Source organism: Frateuria terrea, assembly GCF_900115705.1.
Classification (GTDB): Bacteria; Pseudomonadota; Gammaproteobacteria; order Xanthomonadales; family Rhodanobacteraceae; genus Frateuria_A; species Frateuria_A terrea.
In genome coordinates, this window is record NZ_FOXL01000005.1 from 473,812 (window position 1) to 492,441 (window position 18,630).

Genomic DNA, 18,630 nt, shown 5'->3' on the forward strand with positions numbered 1-18,630 from the left:
CGTTCAGCCCTGTCGCCCGCCCGGAGGTGCCGGAGCGGCGATCACGGCATGCTGCTCGAGCCCTTCGACCAAGCCGCGGGAAAAATCGCCCGTCGTTGCTGAAGGGAACGGCACGCTGGCTGCAACAGCCGCAGTGGCGGTTGTTTCGAGGATAGCCGCTTACCAGCAGGCCACGCCGATCGCAGACAAGCCGAGCTCGATGCCGCCCGCGCCCAGCCGACCCACTCGATCAGCTGGCGAGATCGAGCATCTGGGTAAGCTCGCCCTCGATGCCTTCCAGGTCGGGAATCACCGCGATGTCGTCGCGCACCAGCACCTGCGCCTTCACGCCAGGCGGCAACGGCGCACCATCGTGCGTCGGGATGATCAACTCGGCATTGAGCGTGGTCAGGCGTGGGAAACCCTGGGTCACGACCGCGATGAAAGGCAGCCTGGCGTTGTTGCCCAAGGCCTTCAACACGGCCACGCGCACGGCCAGTTCGGCGTCCCCCTCAGGCGCGCCGGCGAGCTTGGTGAAAGACACCAGTGGCACGCGCCATCCGCGCCAGGCAATGCGGCCGAGCAGCCACTCGGGGGCGCCTTCGACCGGCTCGGGTGTCGGCAGGGTGATGACTTCGGCCACGGTGGCATTGGGCAGCAGCAGGCGCAGCTGGCCTACCGGCACCAGGACGCAGCGGATTTCGCGCGGCAGGAGTTGTTCGCTCATGGCTGACCTTCCGAAAAGAGCTCGGCCAGGCGCGCCGCCAGTTCGGCAGGCGTACCGGCAAGATGGGACAGGTTTTCGGCCAGCACCCCGCTGACCATGTCGGCCGCATGCGTGCCGCCACTCGCCTCGACCCAGACCTGGCCACCGCGATCGTGCACCGCCTGGCAACCCGCGACTGCGTCGGTGGAGCGGCCGGCAAACACGATGGCCACCACGTCACGGCCGAATGTGTCCGCAGCCTGCGAGAAGCTGGCGTCGATCGACGGCACGTGGGTAGAGCCCGCCTCGATCGGCTGCAACTGGACCGAACCGTCACGACGCAGGCTGACCTGCCGATCGGACGGCACCACCAGGATTTCGCCGACACGGGCGCGCAGGCCCGGCTCGGCCAGTCGGACCGGCAGCGAGCACTGCGAGGAGAAATACTCCACCAACCCGTCGGCAGGACGGCCCGCCAGGTGCTGGGTATGCAGCACAACGGCACGCAGGCCCGCGGGCAGCGCAGCCAGGAACTCGCCCACCGAAGCGGTGCTCTCGGTCGTGGCGCCGAGTACGACCACGCGGGGCAGCACGCTCACCGGCACCTCGAGCACCATTTCGTGCGCAGGCTCGAAATTCTGCGGTGCAATGGCTTCCTCCAGCGAAACCAGCTCGAGGCTCAGCCCCGGCAGGATCGGCGATTCGTCTTCACTGGCATCCGGCGCCAGATAGTCCGAGGCGCTGACTTTCTCGATGCCGAAGTCGGCCGGATCCATGCGCTCGGCCGTGGCCGCCGGCGTCGCAGCCGGCTCGCCGTCGTCGAGCAGGGCCCAGCTGTCGGACAGTCGCGAAGCCACAGACGGAGGCTCCGCCGTGCGTATCACAGTCGAGACAGTCTCTTCGCCGACCGGCGCCAGTGACAGATGGTCGATCTTGAAAGAGGCGTGCGCCGGCGACGTCGCGCCAGGCTCGGCCACCACTCCCATGGCAGCTTCGAGAGCGGAGGGCTCTTGTCGCTCGGCGACCGCCCAATCTGCTTCCATGGGTTGCACCACGTCCGCAAGGACGGCCGATTCGTCCTCCAGGAAGGCTTCGACGCTGTCGTGCGCTTCAACAGTCGCCGCGGGGGCAGCTATTTCGGGGAAGGCGGGCTCGCCGATGGCCCCGTCGTGCAAGGCAGCGCCCTCACCGGCCGAATAGTTGAGTCCCGAACCGAATTCGCTGGCGTCCTCGACCGGCGTGTCGGAAGCCAGCAAGGCCTCCAGCTCGGCCGCAAGGGTTTCGGAGACAGCGGCCTGGCGCGCTTCCTCCTCGACAGCCGGCATGTCGTCCTCGGCGGCAACCGCGGTGTCAGCCAGCACAGGCTCGGCCGTCGTCGACGCAGCCGGCACCGGTTCGACCGCAGCTTCGGCGGGCGCCGGCGGGCGCGGCGGGTCGGCATCGCCCATCGCCAGCACCTTCATGGCCAGGTGACGGGCCCAGCGGGCACGGTCCCAACCGTCCAGCCGACGGCTGGCCTGGGCATCGTTGAAAACCACTCGCGGACGCTCGCCATCGAGGGTTTCGTCCAGGCGGTCCAGCGCGCTGTCGTCCTCGTCGTCGAGGTTGACCACCAGCACGTCGGCATCCACCGAGGACAGCAACTCGCGGCTGAGCCCCTTGAGCGGGCCCTCGTGCACGATCCGCGCGCCGCGTTCCTGCAACGCACTGCGCAGCTGTTCACCCAGACCCGCGTCGTCGAACAGCAGCGCGACCGCCGGCACCGCCTCAGCCATGGATCGCCTCCATCGCCATCGCACGCTGCTCGAGCACCTCGGCGATCTGTGCCAGGAGCTCCACTTCCTGGTACGGCTTGCCGAGGTAGCGGTCGACGCCGATGTCGAAGGCACGCTGGCGATGTTTGTCGCCGGTGCGCGAGGTGATCATGATGATCGGCACGTCGCGCAGGCGCGGATCCCCCTTCATGTGGGTGGCCAGCTCGTAGCCGTCCATGCGCGGCATCTCGATGTCCAGCAGCATCAGGTCGGGCACGCGGTCGTGGAGCTTCTCGATCGCGTCGACACCGTCCTTCGCGGTGGCCACTTCGTAGTCGTGGCGTTCCAGCACGCGACCGGTGACCTTGCGCATGGTGATCGAGTCGTCGACCACCATGACCAGCGGCTTGGTGCGCTGCTCCTCGATCAACGGCGAGGCGACCGCGCTGAGGCCGTCGGCCAGGCGCTGCTCGCGGCGGGCGATGCCGTGGCGGACCAGCGGCGGCAAGTCGAGAATGATCAGCACCGAACCGTCGCCCATGATGGTGGCGCCGAGCACGCCGGGCACCGAGCTCACCTGTGGCCCGACCGACTTGACCACGATCTCGCGCGAGCCGATCACCGCGTCGATGCGGATCGCCGCGCGCAGGTCGCCGGCGCGGGTGAGCAGCAGCGGCAGCTGTTCCTCCTCGATCACCGGGTTGGGCTGCAGGCCGAGCAGGTCGGCCAGGTCGTGGATGCCGTACGCCTCGCCGTTGTAGTCGAAGGTCGGGCGCTCCTCGCCCAGGCGTGCGGCGAGGTCGTCCGGGCTGATCCGGGCCACGCCCTGCACCGAGGTCATCGGGATGGCGAAGGTCGCCTCGCCGATGCGCACCACGATGGCCTGGGTCACCGCGAGGGTGAACGGCAGACGCAGGATGAAGGTGGTGCCCTGGCCCGGCAGCGACTCGATCGCCAGCGAGCCACCCAGCTGTTTGATCTCGTTGGACACCACGTCCATGCCCACGCCGCGACCGGCGAGCTGGGTGACGTGGCTGGCGGTGGAGAAGCCGGTCTGGGTGATCAGGCTGAGCAACTGGTCGTCGCTGGGACGCGAGTCAGCGCGCAGCAAGCCACGCTCGATGGCGCGCTTGCGGATCGCCTCGCGATCCAGGCCACCGCCGTCGTCGCTGACCCGCACTACCACTTCGGTGGCTTCCCGGGCGACGCGGATACGAACCGCGCCTTCGGTCGGCTTGCCCGCCTTGCGGCGGTCGGCCGGCGACTCGATGCCGTGCGCGATGGCATTGCGCAGCATGTGCTCGAACGGCGCCTTGATGCGGTCGAGCAGGTTGCGGTCCATTTCGCCGTGGGCGCCCTCGACGTATAGCTGGGCGCTCTTGCCCTCCTCCTGCGCGGCCTGCCGCAACGTGCGGCGCAGGTTCGGCACCATCGTGTCGAACGGCAGCATGCGCGTGCGCAGCAAGCCATCCTGCAACTCGGCGCTGACGCGCGACTGCTGGATCAGCAGGGTCTCGGACTGGCGGGTCAACTCGTCCAGCATGTTCTGGATGGAGACAAGGTCGGACACCGACTCGGCCAGCGCACGCGAGTACTGCTGCAGCTGCGAGAAGCGGTCGAGCTCGAGCGGGTCGAACACCGCCATGCCGGCTTCGCGATGCTCGCGCTGAAAGCGCGCGATGATCTGCGCCTCGGTCTCGATTTCGAGCATACGCAGCTGGCTGCGCAGGCGCTGCACGGTCTGGTCCAGCTCGACCAGGTTGAAGCGGTAGCCGGCGACCTGCTGCTCCAGGCGCGAGCGGTAGATCGCAACCTCGCCAGCGTGGTTCACCAGGTTGTCGAGCAATTCTGCACGGACGCGGATCTGTTCCTGAGTGGAACGGATTTCTTCTTCCTCGCGTTCGGGCAGCAGCTCCGGCAGCAGCTCTGGCAGCGGTGCGGCAGGCAGTCTGGCCGAGGGCATCGCCGAGGACGCCTCGTTGCCTTCGTCGGCGAGGGTTTCCTGGCCGGCCATCGCCAGCAGGCTGTCGATAAGCGCCTGCGGATATTCGATCGGCTGCCCCTGCGAGACACGCTGCACCAGCGAGTGCAGGGTGTCGAAGCCTGCCTCGAGCGCGCTGATGAGTTGCGCGGTGTCACGCTCGCCGACCGGCTTTTCCAACAGCGTCTCGATGGCGTGGGTCAGGTCGCCCACGGGTACCAGGCCGGCGATGCGTGCGCCGCCCTTGAGGGTGTGCAGGTCACGCTGCACGCCGGCGGCGTGCGTCGTTTCGCTCGGGTCGGCACGCCATTGGGCCAGCAGGTCGTCGGCGTGATCGAGCAGTTCGTGCGCCTCCTCGGTAAAGATTTCCAGCAGATCCGGATCGATTTGGCCGACCCAGAGCTGTGCAGGCGTGCGATCGTCCATCGGTGGCGCATCCGCTGCCGCCACCGGTTCGGTTTCTGCTGTGGCCTCGACGCTGACGACCGGTACTTCCGGCATCCCGGCCGCGACCGGCTCCTGCGTGTCCCCGGCGGACTCGACGAACGGTTCGGCGGAAACGGCGTCCGGTTCGGCCGCCCACGGCTCTGCAACTTCGGTCGAAAGCGCCTCGAACTCGGCGGTTTGCGCGTCGGTATCCTCGTTCGGCGCGTCCAGGGCCTCCGGCGGCAGGGCCACCGCGGCCAGTTCGGCCTCCGAATCGCCAGGGAGCTGCTGCTCCGGCGTACCAGCTTCTTCGGCGGCCAGCTCGGGCATGCCGCCCAGGCCGCCCTCCGACACCGAAATAGTTCCGTCGAGGTTGGCCACGGCAAGTGGCGGACCGTCGACCGGTTCGTTCAACAGACTGTCGAGCAATGCAGCCAGGCCCTGATCGTCGTCGGCCAGTCCGGCATGAGCCACGGGTGCGACATCCGTGGAGGCAGCTTCGGCGGCCTCCAGGTCGAATGCATCGAGTGCCGCCAGCAACTCGCCGGCATAGGCGTCGTGCTCGTCTGCTTCATGCGTGGTGACTGGCTCGCTCTCGCCGAGCGCGTCGTCCAGACCGGCATCGAGCGCGGCGGCGGCGCCGTCGTCGGGCAACTCGGTGGACAGTTCTTCCGCGTGCGGGTCGAACAGTACGTGGGCGACCTTCGGTTCCGGCTGGCTGTCTCGCAATTCGATCAGGCGCGCGGTGAGCGCATCGACCGACGGCAGCTGCGGATCGACGGCATCGAACTGCGCCATCACATGATCGACCACGTCGGCCGACTGTGCGAGCAGGGCGGTGCCCTCTTCCGACAAGGGCTGGCCGACGGCACGCAGGCGCTTGAGCAGGCTTTCCAGCGGCGACAGCAGCTGGGTCAGCAACGGGATGTCGACCATCGCGATGGCGCCGTGCAGCGTATGCACGGCACGCAGCAGCGCATCGTCGATGCGCAACTCGCCGTCGGCACGCGCCAGCGCTCCGCGGATCGCCTGCAGGTACTGCGCCACTTCGCTGCGCAGGATTTCCAGCAGCACCGGATCCACCGGCGGCATGACCGGGAGCGCGATCGACTCGAGCGGCTCCGACGGCAGGTCGACCGCCGCGGTGTGGTCGGTATGGGCTGCAACCGGGACGGCATCGATCGCCGCATCCAGGCGCGGAACGCGGCGACGCACCACTCGGCGCACGGTTTCGGTGGCGGCCGGAGCGTGGTCGCTGACCTGCGCCATCTCGCCAGCGGCGAGCCGTTCGGCAGTGGCCATGATGGCGGCCAGCGGCGCAGTCGGCATGCCTTCGCCCTTCAGCGCGGCCAGCAACTGCGGCAGCGCGTCGATGGCAGTATGGACCAGCGCTTGCACACCCTCATGCGGCTGGATAGTGGCATCCAGCACGCGGTTGAGCATGTTCTCGACCTTCCAGGCGAATTCGCCCAGCACGCTGGCACCGACCAGGCGGCCGGAACCCTTGAGCGTGTGGAAGGAGCGACGGATCGGGGTGAGCGCCGCCAGCTGCGCCGGATCGACCAGCCAGGCTTGTTCGGCCGCGCGCAGGTTGTCGATCTCTTCCTGCATCTCTTCCAGGAAGATCTCGCGGATGTCGTCGTCGATGCCCTCGGTGCCGAGCTGGAATCCGGCGCTGCCGGCCAGCGCATCGGCCGCCGGCACTTCCTCGAGGACCTCTTCCTCGATCTCGATCCAGTCGCCCTCCCCGTCCGTACCGGACGAGGCGGTGAGCGGCTCGGTCTGCGCCAGGCGCAGGCCGGCCAGGTCGTGCGCGGCCGGTTGCAGCGGTTCGCTGCTGCCCACCAGCAAATCGTCCAGGCCGTGCCCGTCGGCCAGGCTGACCGGTTCGGACAACGACGGCTCGGCCGGTTCTGCCACTGCAGTCGGCACCGGCGCCTCGTAGGCGACGGCGGCACGCGCCGCAGGCAACGGCCAGTAGCCGAGCGAGCCCAGGCTGTGCTCGGCGACGTCCAGGATGTGCTCCAAACCGCCGCGGTGCTCGCGCGCGGCTTCCAGGTAGTACTCCAGCGCGGCCAGCGCATCGGCCAGGTGATCCATCTGCGCACTGCCCGGCACGCGCCGGTCGGCGAGCATTTCGTTGCCGATGAAGCGGCCGATACCCTCGGCCAGCTCCGAGGGACGCGGCGCGGAGAGCATGCGCATGGCACCCGCCACTTCATCCATCAGCGCCGGGGTGCCCTGCAGCTGGGCATGGTCCCAGCCGGCCTCGACGAAAGCGACGATGGCGTCCTTCACCTTGGCGGCGTTGGCGATCGCTTCCTGCATCAGCGTGGCCAGGATGCTGCGCGCCTCGCTGCGCGGCAGCGCCGGCACGGCCTCGCCCTCGACCGGCAGCGTTTCGCTTGCCAGGTTGTCCTCGGCGCCCAGACTTTCGATGTGATCGTCCAGCGACGACTCGACGTACAGCAGCGCGCCGGCGACGTCGAGCAGCACACCTTCTTCCGGCGCACGCACCTTGTGCGCGATCTCCTCCAGCACGCGGCGCTGCTCGTTCACCACGCGGCGCGGCACGGCCAGTGCCAGCATGCCCAGGGTGTCGCCCACGCGCTCGAGCACTTCACCCTGCGCTGCCAGCTGCGCGGGGTCGCCGTCGCTCTGGCGCAGGAACAGGTCGAGCGCTTCCTTCACGCGCAGCAGGTCTTCCTTCAGCGCCTTGGACACCGAATCGAGCAGGGCACGGTTGTGGCCCGCCATCGAGCCGCGAGCATGCTCTAGCTCGGCAGCGTCCGGCAGCAGGCTGTCGAGCCGGTAGGTCTGCTTCAGCAGCGCCATCTGCGGGCTGGCCTGGCGGGCCTGCGCCAGGATGTAGAGCAGCTTGCTGGCGAGCTCGTCGGCGTCGCCGCCGCGCAGGCTGGCTTCGCCCTGTTCGACCAGCTGGCGGATGTTGCGGTCGACCTTGCCGATCAGCTGGCGGATCTCGGCCGCATGGCTCTTGAGCATGCCCTGCTCGAGGCCTTCCAGCACGCCGGCGGCGATCCACCACAGGCGACGGCCCGGCACGGTCCAGCAGCGGCCGGCAATGGACAGCAGCGTCTCGCGCATGGCGACCAGCTGCTGTGCCGCGTTCTGGCCGCGGAACCAGGCCAGCAGCTGTTGCTGGAACTGCAGCCGCAGGGTGGTGATGGCACCCCGCTGGGCGGCGACGTCGACCTCGCCCTGCGCACCAGGTGCCTGCACCGGCAATGCCTGTTCCAGGTTCGGGCTGAACAGCGCCGCCTCGGACAGCGCCTGCTGGTCGCGGCTGGCACGCAGGTCGTTGAGCAGCGGCAGCAGCACCACCGGCACGTCGCGGTGGCCGCCGGAAAGGCGTTCGAGGTAGTCGGGCAACTGCATGAGGCCGCGCATCAGCGCGCCGAAGGCGTCCTCGCGCTGGCGGACGTGGTCTTCCAGCAGGCAGATGGCGAGCGTCTCCATCTCCTCGGCGACCATGGCCGCGCCGTAGAGCTCGACCATGCGCAGGGTGCCCTGCACCTGGTGCAGATGATCCACGCAGGCGCGCATGACTTCGCGCTTGCCGGGATTCTCTACGTAGGACTCCAGCGCCTCGCGGGCCTGCGCCAGGGTCTCGTCGAGCTCCGGCTTGACCCACTGCAGGGTGGTGAAATCGATGTGGTCTTGAAGTCTCATGCGCCCCTCTTGAGCGGCTGCGCGCTACACGCGCATTGCGCGACCGTTCGAGGTTGCCCCCTGTCGGTAAACGTTGATCAACCCGGCAACTTGAAGTGCGCCACCGAGCGCCGCAGATCGCTCGCCAGCTGCGCCAGGTAACCGATCGAGTCGGCCGTCTGGCTGGCGCCCTGTGAGGTCTGCGAAGTGATTTCCTGGATCGCGTTCATCGACTGCGAAATGTCGGTGGCCGCCGCGGATTGCTGGCGCGCCGCGGTGGAGATGTTCTGAATCAGTGCCGACAGGTCGTGCGACACGCGTTCGATATCGCCCAGCGCGCTGCCGGCGTCCTCGGCCAGGCGCGCACCGGCAACCACCTCGGCGGTGGTCTGCTCCATCGAGTTCACCGCTTCGTTGGTGTCGGACTGAATGGTCTGCACCAGCGTTTCGATTCGCTTGGTCGCGCTGGCGGAGCGTTCCGCCAGGCGCTGCACTTCGTCCGCCACCACCGCGAAGCCGCGTCCGGCCTCGCCGGCCGAGGCCGCCTGGATGGCCGCGTTCAACGCCAGGATGTTGGTCTGCTCGGCGATGTCGTTGATCAGTTCCACGATCGAGCCGATCTCCTGCGAGGACTCGCCCAGGCGCTTGATGCGCTTGGAGGTCTCCTGGATCTGGTCGCGGATCGAGTCCATGCCGGAGATGGTCTCGCGCACCACTTCAGCGCCGCGCGAGGCGATCTGCACCGAACGTTCGGCCACGTCGGCGGATTCGGCCGAGTCCTTGGAGACGTTGTCCATCAGGCTGGCGATCTGGTTGATCGCCGAGGTCGCGGTGGAGATTCGCGCGGCCTGGCTCTGCGCCGCGTCGGCCAGGTGGCGCGCGGTGGTCTGGGTTTCCTGCGCCGACGAGGACACCTGCTCGGAGGTCTCGTTGATCGTGGTCACCAGGGTGCGCAGCTCGTCGATGGCGTAGTTCACCGAGTCGGCGATGGCGCCGGTGATGTCCTCCGACACCGTCGTCTTGACGGTCAGGTCGCCTTCGGCGAGCGAACCCATTTCGTCCAGCAGGCGCATGATCGCCTCCTGGTTTCGCTGGTTGAGCTCGGTCGAGTCCTGGAAGCGGCGGCGCTGGTCGCGCACCAGGGTCACCACCAGCAGCAGCGCGAAGGCCACGGCGCCGGCGGCGCCCAGTACGCCCCACCACACGTTCGGGAACAATCGGCGGAACGGCAGCTTGCCGATCTGGTCGGACAATTCGTTGGCACGCAACAGCACGTTCTGCGAATCCAGCGAGGCCTGGTTGCCTGCGTTCTTCACGTCGGCGATGGGTGCAGCAGCGGACACCAGCCTGGCGATCGGGTCGGCCAGCGCTTCCCAGTTGCCCTGCATGTCGGTGAGGATCTTGCGCGCATTGGCATCGCCCATCGCCTTGACGCCGGCCTCGGGGTTGCCGTCGGTCAGGCCCTTGAGCACGGTGCCGTAGAGCTGCGCGTCGCGGGCCAGGCCGTCGGCCGCGGCCTGAGCCGAGTCACCGCCCTGCAGCACCTCCTGCACGCGGCGGACCATGCGGTCGGCCAACAGCATCTGGCGCGAGGAACCGAGCATCTGCTCGGCGCTGCCGTTGCGCTGCTGCAGGATATTGGTCACCTGGTCCATGCTCGAGTTGAGCAGCGGCATCTCCTTGGAGAGCTTGTCGGCGCGCTGCGCCGAATCGAGCACCACCGCCTTGTTGGACAGGATCTTGCGGATGTCGTTGTCGAGCTGGCCCCAGGCGCTGACCAGCGCGGTCACCGAGCGGCCGGCTGGCGTCGCGTTGTTGTCACCATAGGCCTGCATGCCGCCCTTGAGATCGCCCTTGGCCAGCCTCTGCACGGCCGAGTCGATCGCGTTGCGGGTGCTCTCCAGCTCCTTGAAGGAGTCGACGTTGCCGTCGGCGGCCTCGAGGGCGTACTTGGCCGTCTGCTGCGACAGCACCTGGATCTGCGTGGTCAGTGCGCTGGCCTGGCGGTCCTCGCCGTTCTTCTGGTTCAGCAGGAAAAAGTCCAGTGCCGCGAAACCGATCGCGATCAGCAGCAGGACGATCAGGCCGGTATAGCCCCGTTCCTTGCCGATGCCCCCTGTAGTGCTCATCGTTACACCTCGTCCGTCTTCCATCCCACCGGCTGCGCTTCAACCGCGCCGCACTGGCGGGACCTCTCGCCCCTGGTTTCCGGCCACGTCCGGCACCGGCCCTACGTATTGCTCCGCCTTCAGGCCGCGGCCTGACGGAAGTCCGGCGCGCGCACGAGCCGGTTCATGCTGAATACGCCCAACCGCTGCTCGCCCACGACCACGCGGTCGCCGACGAAGCGGGTCAGCCGCGGATCGTCCTCGGCGATCGACTCACGGCGCTGCTCCTCGTCCACCGTGCGCTGGCCGAACACCTCGTCGACCATCAGCGCCACGCTGCCGCCGCCCTGGCGCACGATCAGCAGGCGCGTGCGCTCGGTCGGCTGGGTACGCTCGCCGAACAGAAATCGGTTGAAATCGATCACCGGCACCAGGTTGCCGCGCACGTTGGCCACACCCAGCAGCCACGGCTGGGTCAGCGGCACGGGCGTGAGTACCGGCACCGCCAGCAGCTCGTTGATCTCGTCGATCGCACTGACGAACAGCCGCGAACCGACGCGGTAGCCGATGCCGCGCCACAGGCCCGGCGCCTCCATCCGGTCCTGCACGTCCTGCGCGTGCGCCAGCGACAGGCGCTCGTAGCGCGCCAGCAGCTCGAACGGGGTGAGGTTGGCGGTGTCGCTCATGCCGCGCTCGGCAGCAGATCGTTGATGCAGGTCAGCAATTCCTTCTCGTTGACCGGCTTGGTGATGAACGCGCGCGCGCCCTGGCGCAGGCCCCAGACGCGATCGGTTTCCATCGACTTGGTGGTGATCATCACGATCGGCACGTTCGAGGTGACCGGGTCGCGGGTGAGCGTACGCGTGGCCTGGAAGCCGTTCATGCCCGGCATGATGACGTCCATGATGACCAGGTCCGGCAGCTCGGCGCGGACGCGCTCGATGCCTTCCTCGGCGGTGCTGACGGCGGCGACCGCGTAGCCAGCCTTCTCGAGCAGCGTGGTGAACACGCGCACGTCGGTCGGCGAGTCGTCGATGATGAGAATCTTTGCCACAGGTCTCCCCTATAAGACGCTGCAGTCAGCGGCTTTTCAGACCGTGCTGACGTGACGATGGATGGCCCCAAGCAGTTCGTCGCGGGTGAACGGCTTGGTCAGGTATTGCTCGGCGCCGACGATGCGGCCGCGCGCCTTGTCGAAGAGGCCGTCCTTGGAACTCAGCATGATCACCGGCGTGGCGCGGAACTGCGGGTTGTTCTTGATCAGCGCGCAGGTCTGGTAGCCGTCCAGGCGCGGCATCATGATGTCGACGAAGATGATGGCCGGCTTCTGGTCGGAGATCTTCGCCAGCGCCTCGAAGCCGTCGACCGCCGTGAGCACATCGCAGCCTTCCTTCTTGAGCAAGGTTTCGGCCGTGCGCCGGATGGTCTTGGAGTCATCGATCACCATGACCTTCAGACCGGCCAAGCCGTTGTCGCTCGTATTCAAGTTCACTCAACCCCCCTGCTGCCCGCCCGAGGCTCAGGTAAGGCACACGGGCCGGGCGGATGCCGACCCGTATGCAGAAAAAACCGCAACTTGTTCAATGGTTGCGTCCCGATTGCCGGCAACGCACACAATGCGTTGCTGTTTACCGCCTGGCCGCAGCGACGTCAAGCAAAATGAAGGCATTGCAACGGCTTCCTGTGACTATCGGCAAACACGTCAGTTCTTGAGCGAGCGCGTCAGAACTTGCCGCTGCGCGCGCCCTCGGCGACCATCCTGGTCCGCGTACGCCGCCCCAAGACCACACCGGCTCGCGCCCCTCCCGCCACGGAGCATTTTTCATGCCGCTTTCGGTTGCCGTGCTGATGGATCCCATCCGCACCATCAAGATTGCCAAGGACACCACCTTCGCCATGCTGCTCGAGGCCCAGCGCCGCGGGCATGCGCTTTTCTACATGGAGCAGGGCGACCTTTCGCTGCGCGATGGCGTGGCGCACGCGCGGCTGGCGCCCCTGGCCGTCCGCGACGACCCGGCCAACTGGTACGAGCTGGGCCCGGCGCAGTGGCGCGATCTGCGCGAGATGGACCTGGTCCTGATGCGTAAGGACCCGCCGGTCGATGCCCAGTTCATCTACGACACCATGGTTGTGGAGGCCGCCCAGCGCGATGGCGTGCAGGTCGTCAACGACCCGCGCGCCCTGCGTGACTGCAACGAGAAGGTATTCACGCTGCATTTCCCGCAGTGCATGGCGCCGACGCTGGTGGCGCGTGACCCTGCGGAACTGCGCCGGTTCGTGGCGGAACACGGAGAGGTGGTGCTCAAGCCGCTGGACGGCATGGGCGGGCGCGGCATCTTCCGTGTCAAGGCCGGCGACCCCAACCTCAATTCCATGCTCGAAACGCTGGTCGGCGGAAGCTCCAGCGGCCAGGGGCGCCAGTTCACCGTGGCGCAGAAGTTCATTCCCCAGATCAGCGCGGGGGACAAGCGCGTCCTGCTGATCGATGGCGAGCCCGTGCCCTATGCGCTGGCCCGCATTCCCCAGGGCGACGAATTCCGCGGCAACCTGGCGGCCGGCGGGCGGGGCGAAGGCGTGCCGCTCAGCGAACGCGACCGCTGGATCGCGGCCCAGGTGGGGCCCGAATTGCGCCGTCGCGGGCTGCGTTTCGTCGGGCTGGATGTGATCGGCGACTACCTCACCGAGATCAACGTCACATCCCCGACCTGTGTGCGCGAGCTGGACGCGCAGTTCGGGCTTAATATCGCCGGAATGCTGTTCGATGCGATCGAGAACGTTCCTGCGTGAGTGCAACCGTCCGCCGCCCGGAGGCCCCTGATGCAATCGGGGCGACCCTGCTGTTCTCTCTGTTGCTGCACGGTGTGTTGCTGCTCGGGCTGACCTTTCATTTCGTCAGACCGAAGCCGGGCTTGCCGACGCTGGACGTCACCCTGGTCGACGTGGCCAACCGAGAGGCACCGGACAAGGCAAACTTCCTCGCCCAGGCGAACAACCAGGGTGGCGGCCAGAGCGAGCATGCCGCGCGGCCCTCGCAGCCGTTCTCCGGCGCGCTGCCCCGGCCCACGCCGGGCACCGCATCGCAGCCGGTCGAGGCCACAGTGCCGCGCCCGCAGCAAGCCACGCCGGCCCGCCGCATCACCACCAGCGGACACAGCGACTTCAGCGTGACCAGTGACGATGCGCGCCCGACGCGCGAGACGCAGGAAACGCCGACCGCCGACGAAATGCGCCGGCGCCAGGAAATGGCCCAGCTCGCCGCCGAGGTACGCCACCGCACCGAGGCCTACGCCAAGCGCCCGAAGAAGAAGTTCATCTCGGCCAATACCAAGGAATACGTCTATGCCGCCTACATGCGCGGCTGGGTGGACCGCATCGAGCGCATCGGCAACCTCAACTATCCGGAAGAGGCCCGTCGCCACAACCTGCATGGCGAGCTCGAGCTGACGGTCACCCTGCGCCGGGACGGCAGCGTCAAGGCGATCGACGTGATCCGCAGTTCCGGCGAACCGGTGCTGGACAAAGCCGCCGTGCGCATCGTGCGGCTGTCCGCGCCGTTCCCGCCGATCCCGGACGAGAACCACGTCGACGAGCTCTACATCACCCGGACCTGGCAGTTCCTGCCGGGCAACGTGCTGCGCAACAAGTAAGATCGCGGCACGCTCGCGGCAGGCGCAATCAAGGCCAAGCCCACGCGGCCGCTTCACATCGCCCGCGCTACAACGGACGCCCTCCCGCCGCATTACAATGGCCGCATGAGCGCCGTCCTCAACCCGCAGACCCTCGCCGGACATTTCCTGATCGCCATGCCGAGCCTGGCCGAGCCGCCGTTCTCGCGCAGCGTAGCCTTCCTCTGCCAGCACGACGAGGACGGCGCGGTCGGGCTGCTGGTCAACCGGCTTTCCGAATACCGCCTCGGCGATGTGCTGGCGCAGCTGAAGCTCGACTGCTCCGACCAGGAACTGGCCGACCGGCCAGTGCTGATCGGCGGCCCGGTACAGCAGGAGCGTGGCTTCGTGCTGCATCGCGAGCATGGGCACTGGGAGTCGAGCTACCGCATCAACGCCGAGTGGTCAGTGACCACCTCGCGCGACATTCTGGTCGCCATGGCTGCCGGCGAAGGCCCACAGGATGCACTGATGGCTCTTGGCTATGCCGGCTGGAGCGCCGGCCAACTGGAGCAGGAACTGAAGGACAACAGCTGGCTCACCGCCGAGGCCAACGAGCGGGTGATGTTCCACACGCCGCTGGAGGAACGCTGGAGCGCCGCCGCGGGCCTGGTCGGCGTCGATCCGCTGCAGCTTCCCGGCTACGCCGGCCACGCATGAGCGGAACGCGCTCCATTGCCCGCGCCGGCCGACGCGCATGAGTTGCGTGCTTGGCTTCGATGTCGGCAGCAAGCTGATAGGCGTGGCCGTCGGCAACCGGATCACCGCAAGCGCCCGAGCGCTGGCCGTGGTGCCGGTCCACGAGAACGGACCGGACTGGACACAGCTCGACGCCCTGCAGAAGCAATGGTTGCCCGAGACGCTGGTGGTGGGTCTGCCGCTGGCACCCGACGGCACCATCCAGCCAGCCACCCGGCTCGCCCGCCGTTTCGCCGAGCACCTGCGCGAGCGCTATCACGCGCCGGTGGCGCTGGTCGACGAACAGCACAGCTCCCAGGAAGCCGCGCAGCGCTTCGCCCAGGCGCGCGCCGCCGGCACACGACGCCGCAGTGACGCGGCTTCGATCGACGCCGAGGCTGCCGCCGTGATCCTGGAACGCTGGCTTGCCGCCGCCCCCGACCCGACCCTGCCTGGCTGACCGCATGTTCATCTCATCCCGCTCGTTCGAACCGCCCGCCATGCACTCGCGCCTGCGCCACCTGACCACGCTGGAAAACCTCCCGCGCAGCTGCATCGAGCGCTTGCTCGACCGCGCCCTGTCCATGCGCGACGCCTGCGCCCACGGCACCCGCAAGCTGGACCTGCTCGCCGGGCGTACCGTACTCAACCTGTTCTTCGAGCCGTCCACGCGCACGCGCACCTCGTTCGAGCTGGCTGCGCGCCGGTTGGGCGCCGACGTGATCAACTTCGACATCGGCTTCTCTTCCACCTCCAAGGGTGAAGAGCTGTTCGACACGCTCCATACGCTCGAGGCCATGCACCTGGACGCGATCGTGGTGCGCCACAAGGTCTCCGGCACGCCGGAAGAGCTGGTGCGCCACGCCATGAGCGGCGTTTCGGTCATCAATGCGGGCGACGGCAATCGTGCCCATCCCACCCAGGGGCTGCTCGACGTGATGACGATCCGTGAGCACCGACCGGATTTCGAGAACCTGGCGGTGGTGATCTGCGGCGACATCAAGCATTCGCGCGTGGCGCGCTCCGACGTGCAGGCACTCACCGCGATGGGCGTGCGGGAGATCCGCCTGTGCGGCCCGGCGCCGCTGATGCCCACGCAGGAAGAGTTCCCCCGCTGCACCTTCGTCGAAGACTTCGACGAGGCGATCGGGGGCGCCGACGCGGCCATCATGCTGCGCCTGCAGAAGGAACGCATGAGCGCAACCGAACTTCCCGACGAGGCCGCCTACTTCGCCCGCTACGGCCTGGATACCCGCCGCCTGGCGCGCGCCGCCAAGGGCTGCCTGGTGATGCATCCGGGGCCGATCAACCGCGGCGTGGAAATCGCTTCGGAGGTTGCCGACGGTGCCCAGTCGAAGATCCTCGAACAGGTCGGCAACGGCGTATTCGTGCGCATGGCGGTGCTGGGCGAACTGCTCGGCCGCTGAGCACGCCACCGCCAGCGGCCTCGACGGCACATTCAGCGCATCCTGCGGGCGCGGCATAATGGCCGCGCCTTTCTTCTTTTTCAGGGAATCGAAACCCATGCGATCGACGACGCGCACCCTCGCGCTGGCCTTTGCCGGCCTGCTGCTGGCGGCCTGCGGACACAAGGACAAGAACGCTCCGCTGGCCTTTGTCCCCGCGGACACGCCCTACGTGGTGGCCAACCTGGACGTGCTGGACGACGACACCCGCGCCGCTTTGCTCGCCCAAGCCGATGCTCAATTGCCGGCGGAACTGGCCCAGTTGCATGCCGCCGCCGACGAGATGGCCGCCAAGGATCCGGACAGCGCCAACCTGCTGCGCGCCTTCGCCAAGGAACTCGACGGCAAGAACATCGAAAGCTTCGCGCAGAACGCTGGCCTGGACCTCAAGGGCTACTCGGCGCTCTACGGCCTGGGGCTGGCGCCAGTACTGCGCTTCCAGCTGAGCGACGCCAACGCGTTCGATGCCTTCGTAGGGCGCCTGGAGGCCGCCTACGGCAAGAAGCTCGACGTCGCCAGCGTCGGCAAGCAGAGCTACCGCCGCCACGTCTCCGCGGCGACCGGCACCGAGCTGATCCTGGCCGTGGTGGGCAAGCAGGCGGTCGCCGCGATCCTGCCGGCCGACGCCAGCCAGCCGCTGCTGCGCCAGGCATTGGGCCTGGACCGCCCGGCCAAGAACCTGCAGGACGACGGTCGGCTGGAGAAGCTCGCCAAGGCCAAGGGCTACCAGAAATGGGCGGTGGGCGAGCTCGACTTGGCCCGCGCCCTGCCGCTGGCAGCCAGCGGCAAGGACCCGTTGTTCGGCGCCCTGTTCAAGGCCCGCGCGCAGGCCGAGTCGGCCAAGACCGGCGAGCCGGTGGCCAACCAGTTGCAGATCCCGGCCAGCTGCCAGGCCGATGCCACGCGCATCGCCAGCCGCGTGCCGGAGCTGAGCTTCGGCTACACCCGGCTGGAAGCCAAGCACCAGGACATGCGCTGGGACGTGGCGCTGGCCAGTGACATCACCCAGGCCTTCAACGGCCTGACGGTCGAACTGCCGGGACTCGGTGCAACGCAGCCCAGCTCGCCGTTCGAGTTCTTCCTGGGCTTGCCGGTGGCGCAGTTGCGCACCTTCTGGAGCGCCCAGGCCGATGCCGTGGTGGCCAATCCGTTCACCTGCCCTGCGCTGGCTGACCTCAACGACGGCTTCGCCAAGCTCGGGCCAAGCATGCAGAAGGCGGCGATCCCGCCGTTCGGCGACCTGCTTGGTGTAGGCCTGTCGCTGGACAGCTTCACCCCCGGCAACGGCAGCGCCATGCCCCAGTTCACCGGCCGCCTGGTGCTGGGCACGAGCAACCCGGCCGGCCTGCTGGCGATGGGACAGATGATGACCCCGGCGCTGGCGCAGCTGAAGCTCGCCAGCGACGGCAAGCCGGTGGCCCTGCCGCCCACCCTGGCCAACATGTTCGGCCAGCCTGCCTGGCTGGCGATGGGGCCGAAAAGCCTGGGCTTGGGCATCGGCGCGGGCGAGGACGCCCGGCTCGCCGACGCGCTCAAGGCACCGGCCGGCAATGCGGGCCAGATGCTCCGCATGCACCTGAGCGGTCAGATGTACCTCGACTGGATCAACCTGATGCAGCAGAAAGCCGACACTCTTACTGCTGCTGCGGCAGCGCTGGCCAAGGATGAGTCCGGCGCGCAGGACCAGGCCGACAAGGCCGCTGGCGACGCGCGCAGCAAGGCCCAGTTCGATGCGATGCGGGCGCAGGCCGCGCGCATCCAGGACATGGACGCGGAGGCCCGCGTGGACAGCCAGGGGTTGGTCATCACCAGCGAGACGACGCTGAAGTAAGCCGCATCCATCGTGACATCAAGGGCGCCCCCGGGCGCCCTTTTTTTGGGTTCTTCGCAGGTTTCCGTGGAGCGTTTTCCCTAGCATCGATAACTTAGACCTTTCGAGAGAGGTCTAAGGGACGTTCCATGCTGGATCGGAAGACGATCGAGGCGCTGGGTGGCTGGAAGGGATACCGGGTGGAGCGGGTCGTGTGGCCGGAGGGCGAGAGCCGCACGGTGATGATCCACCTGAAGCCGTCCGCCAAAACGATGCATTGCGCGCATTGCGGCAACCGATGCCGGCAGGTCCATGAGACGACCGTTCGCCGGGTGCGTGACCTTCCGCTGTTTGCGCTTCGGGTCGTGCTCGTGGTGCCGCGCCGACG

14 protein-coding genes are annotated in these 18,630 nt (G+C 68.0%); 7 read left to right on the forward strand and 7 right to left on the reverse strand.

Annotated elements, in window-relative coordinates:
- Positions 1–229 precede the first annotated feature (229 nt).
- The 7 genes from BMZ38_RS11265 to pilG all read right to left on the reverse strand — a co-directional run bounded on the left by BMZ38_RS11265 (position 230) and on the right by pilG (position 12,070).
- Positions 230–706 carry a chemotaxis protein CheW gene (locus BMZ38_RS11265; RefSeq protein ID WP_091337421.1) on the reverse strand — a complete coding sequence of 159 codons (477 nt, stop codon included), beginning with the start codon at positions 704–706 and terminating at the stop codon, positions 230–232.
- Positions 703–2,460: a chemotaxis protein CheB gene (locus tag BMZ38_RS11270; RefSeq protein WP_091337423.1), complete on the reverse strand. Its 1,758-nt coding sequence runs from the start codon at positions 2,458–2,460 to the stop codon at positions 703–705. The genes BMZ38_RS11265 and BMZ38_RS11270 overlap by 4 nt, the downstream gene beginning before the upstream one ends.
- Complete coding sequence (locus BMZ38_RS11275; protein WP_091337426.1) at positions 2,453–8,536, reverse strand: Hpt domain-containing protein; 6,084 nt, start codon at positions 8,534–8,536, stop codon at positions 2,453–2,455. Before BMZ38_RS11275 ends, BMZ38_RS11270 begins: the two co-directional genes overlap by 8 nt.
- A gap of 77 nt (positions 8,537–8,613) precedes the next feature.
- Positions 8,614–10,644, reverse strand: a complete 2,031-nt coding sequence (locus BMZ38_RS11280) for a methyl-accepting chemotaxis protein (RefSeq protein WP_091337429.1) — start codon at positions 10,642–10,644, stop codon at positions 8,614–8,616.
- Between the two features lie 119 nt (positions 10,645–10,763).
- On the reverse strand, positions 10,764–11,309 hold the full coding sequence (locus BMZ38_RS11285) for a chemotaxis protein CheW (RefSeq protein ID WP_091337431.1): 546 nt from the start codon (positions 11,307–11,309) through the stop codon (positions 10,764–10,766).
- A complete protein-coding gene (locus BMZ38_RS11290) occupies positions 11,306–11,677 on the reverse strand; it encodes a response regulator (RefSeq protein ID WP_091337433.1) in 372 nt (123 codons plus the stop codon). The genes BMZ38_RS11285 and BMZ38_RS11290 overlap by 4 nt, the downstream gene beginning before the upstream one ends.
- A 36-nt stretch (positions 11,678–11,713) precedes the next feature.
- Positions 11,714–12,070, reverse strand: coding sequence for a twitching motility response regulator PilG (gene pilG / locus BMZ38_RS11295; RefSeq protein ID WP_091337506.1), 357 nt, complete (start codon positions 12,068–12,070; stop codon positions 11,714–11,716).
- A gap of 377 nt (positions 12,071–12,447) precedes the next feature.
- Between pilG and gshB the strand changes: the two genes are divergently transcribed.
- From gshB to BMZ38_RS11330, 7 genes are all read left to right on the forward strand, one after another.
- On the forward strand, positions 12,448–13,410 hold the full coding sequence (gshB, locus tag BMZ38_RS11300) for a glutathione synthase (RefSeq protein ID WP_091337435.1): 963 nt from the start codon (positions 12,448–12,450) through the stop codon (positions 13,408–13,410).
- Entirely contained in the window at positions 13,407–14,270 is an 864-nt protein-coding gene (locus BMZ38_RS11305) for an energy transducer TonB (RefSeq protein ID WP_091337437.1), read from the forward strand. Before gshB ends, BMZ38_RS11305 begins: the two co-directional genes overlap by 4 nt.
- Before the next feature lie 105 nt (positions 14,271–14,375).
- Positions 14,376–14,948, forward strand: a complete 573-nt coding sequence (locus BMZ38_RS11310) for a YqgE/AlgH family protein (RefSeq protein WP_091337439.1) — start codon at positions 14,376–14,378, stop codon at positions 14,946–14,948.
- A 37-nt stretch (positions 14,949–14,985) separates the two neighbouring features.
- Positions 14,986–15,426, forward strand: a complete 441-nt coding sequence (gene ruvX / locus BMZ38_RS11315) for a Holliday junction resolvase RuvX (protein ID WP_091337440.1) — start codon at positions 14,986–14,988, stop codon at positions 15,424–15,426.
- Between the two features lie 40 nt (positions 15,427–15,466).
- The gene (locus BMZ38_RS11320; protein ID WP_091337508.1) at positions 15,467–16,393 is read left to right on the forward strand and encodes an aspartate carbamoyltransferase catalytic subunit; all 927 of its coding nucleotides are present in this window, start codon (positions 15,467–15,469) and stop codon (positions 16,391–16,393) included.
- Positions 16,394–16,490: 97 nt separating this feature from the next.
- Positions 16,491–18,263: a hypothetical protein gene (locus BMZ38_RS11325; protein WP_091337442.1), complete on the forward strand. Its 1,773-nt coding sequence runs from the start codon at positions 16,491–16,493 to the stop codon at positions 18,261–18,263.
- A gap of 128 nt (positions 18,264–18,391) precedes the next feature.
- Positions 18,392–18,630: transposase family protein (locus BMZ38_RS11330; RefSeq protein ID WP_175484750.1), on the forward strand; the 239-nt coding region annotated here is incomplete at its 3' end.

Coding starts and splice junctions, on each gene's coding strand:
- ruvX (WP_091337440.1), top strand. CDS start 14,986: ATGAGTTGCGTGCTTGGCTTCGATGTCGGCAGCAAGCTGATAGGCGTG.
- BMZ38_RS11285 (WP_091337431.1), bottom strand. CDS start 11,309: ATGAGCGACACCGCCAACCTCACCCCGTTCGAGCTGCTGGCGCGCTAC.
- BMZ38_RS11280 (WP_091337429.1), bottom strand. CDS start 10,644: ATGAGCACTACAGGGGGCATCGGCAAGGAACGGGGCTATACCGGCCTG.
- BMZ38_RS11275 (WP_091337426.1), bottom strand. CDS start 8,536: ATGAGACTTCAAGACCACATCGATTTCACCACCCTGCAGTGGGTCAAG.
- BMZ38_RS11270 (WP_091337423.1), bottom strand. CDS start 2,460: ATGGCTGAGGCGGTGCCGGCGGTCGCGCTGCTGTTCGACGACGCGGGT.
- BMZ38_RS11265 (WP_091337421.1), bottom strand. CDS start 706: ATGAGCGAACAACTCCTGCCGCGCGAAATCCGCTGCGTCCTGGTGCCG.
- pilG (WP_091337506.1), bottom strand. CDS start 12,070: ATGGTGATCGATGACTCCAAGACCATCCGGCGCACGGCCGAAACCTTG.
- BMZ38_RS11320 (WP_091337508.1), top strand. CDS start 15,467: ATGCACTCGCGCCTGCGCCACCTGACCACGCTGGAAAACCTCCCGCGC.
- gshB (WP_091337435.1), top strand. CDS start 12,448: ATGCCGCTTTCGGTTGCCGTGCTGATGGATCCCATCCGCACCATCAAG.
- BMZ38_RS11325 (WP_091337442.1), top strand. CDS start 16,491: ATGCGATCGACGACGCGCACCCTCGCGCTGGCCTTTGCCGGCCTGCTG.
- BMZ38_RS11310 (WP_091337439.1), top strand. CDS start 14,376: ATGAGCGCCGTCCTCAACCCGCAGACCCTCGCCGGACATTTCCTGATC.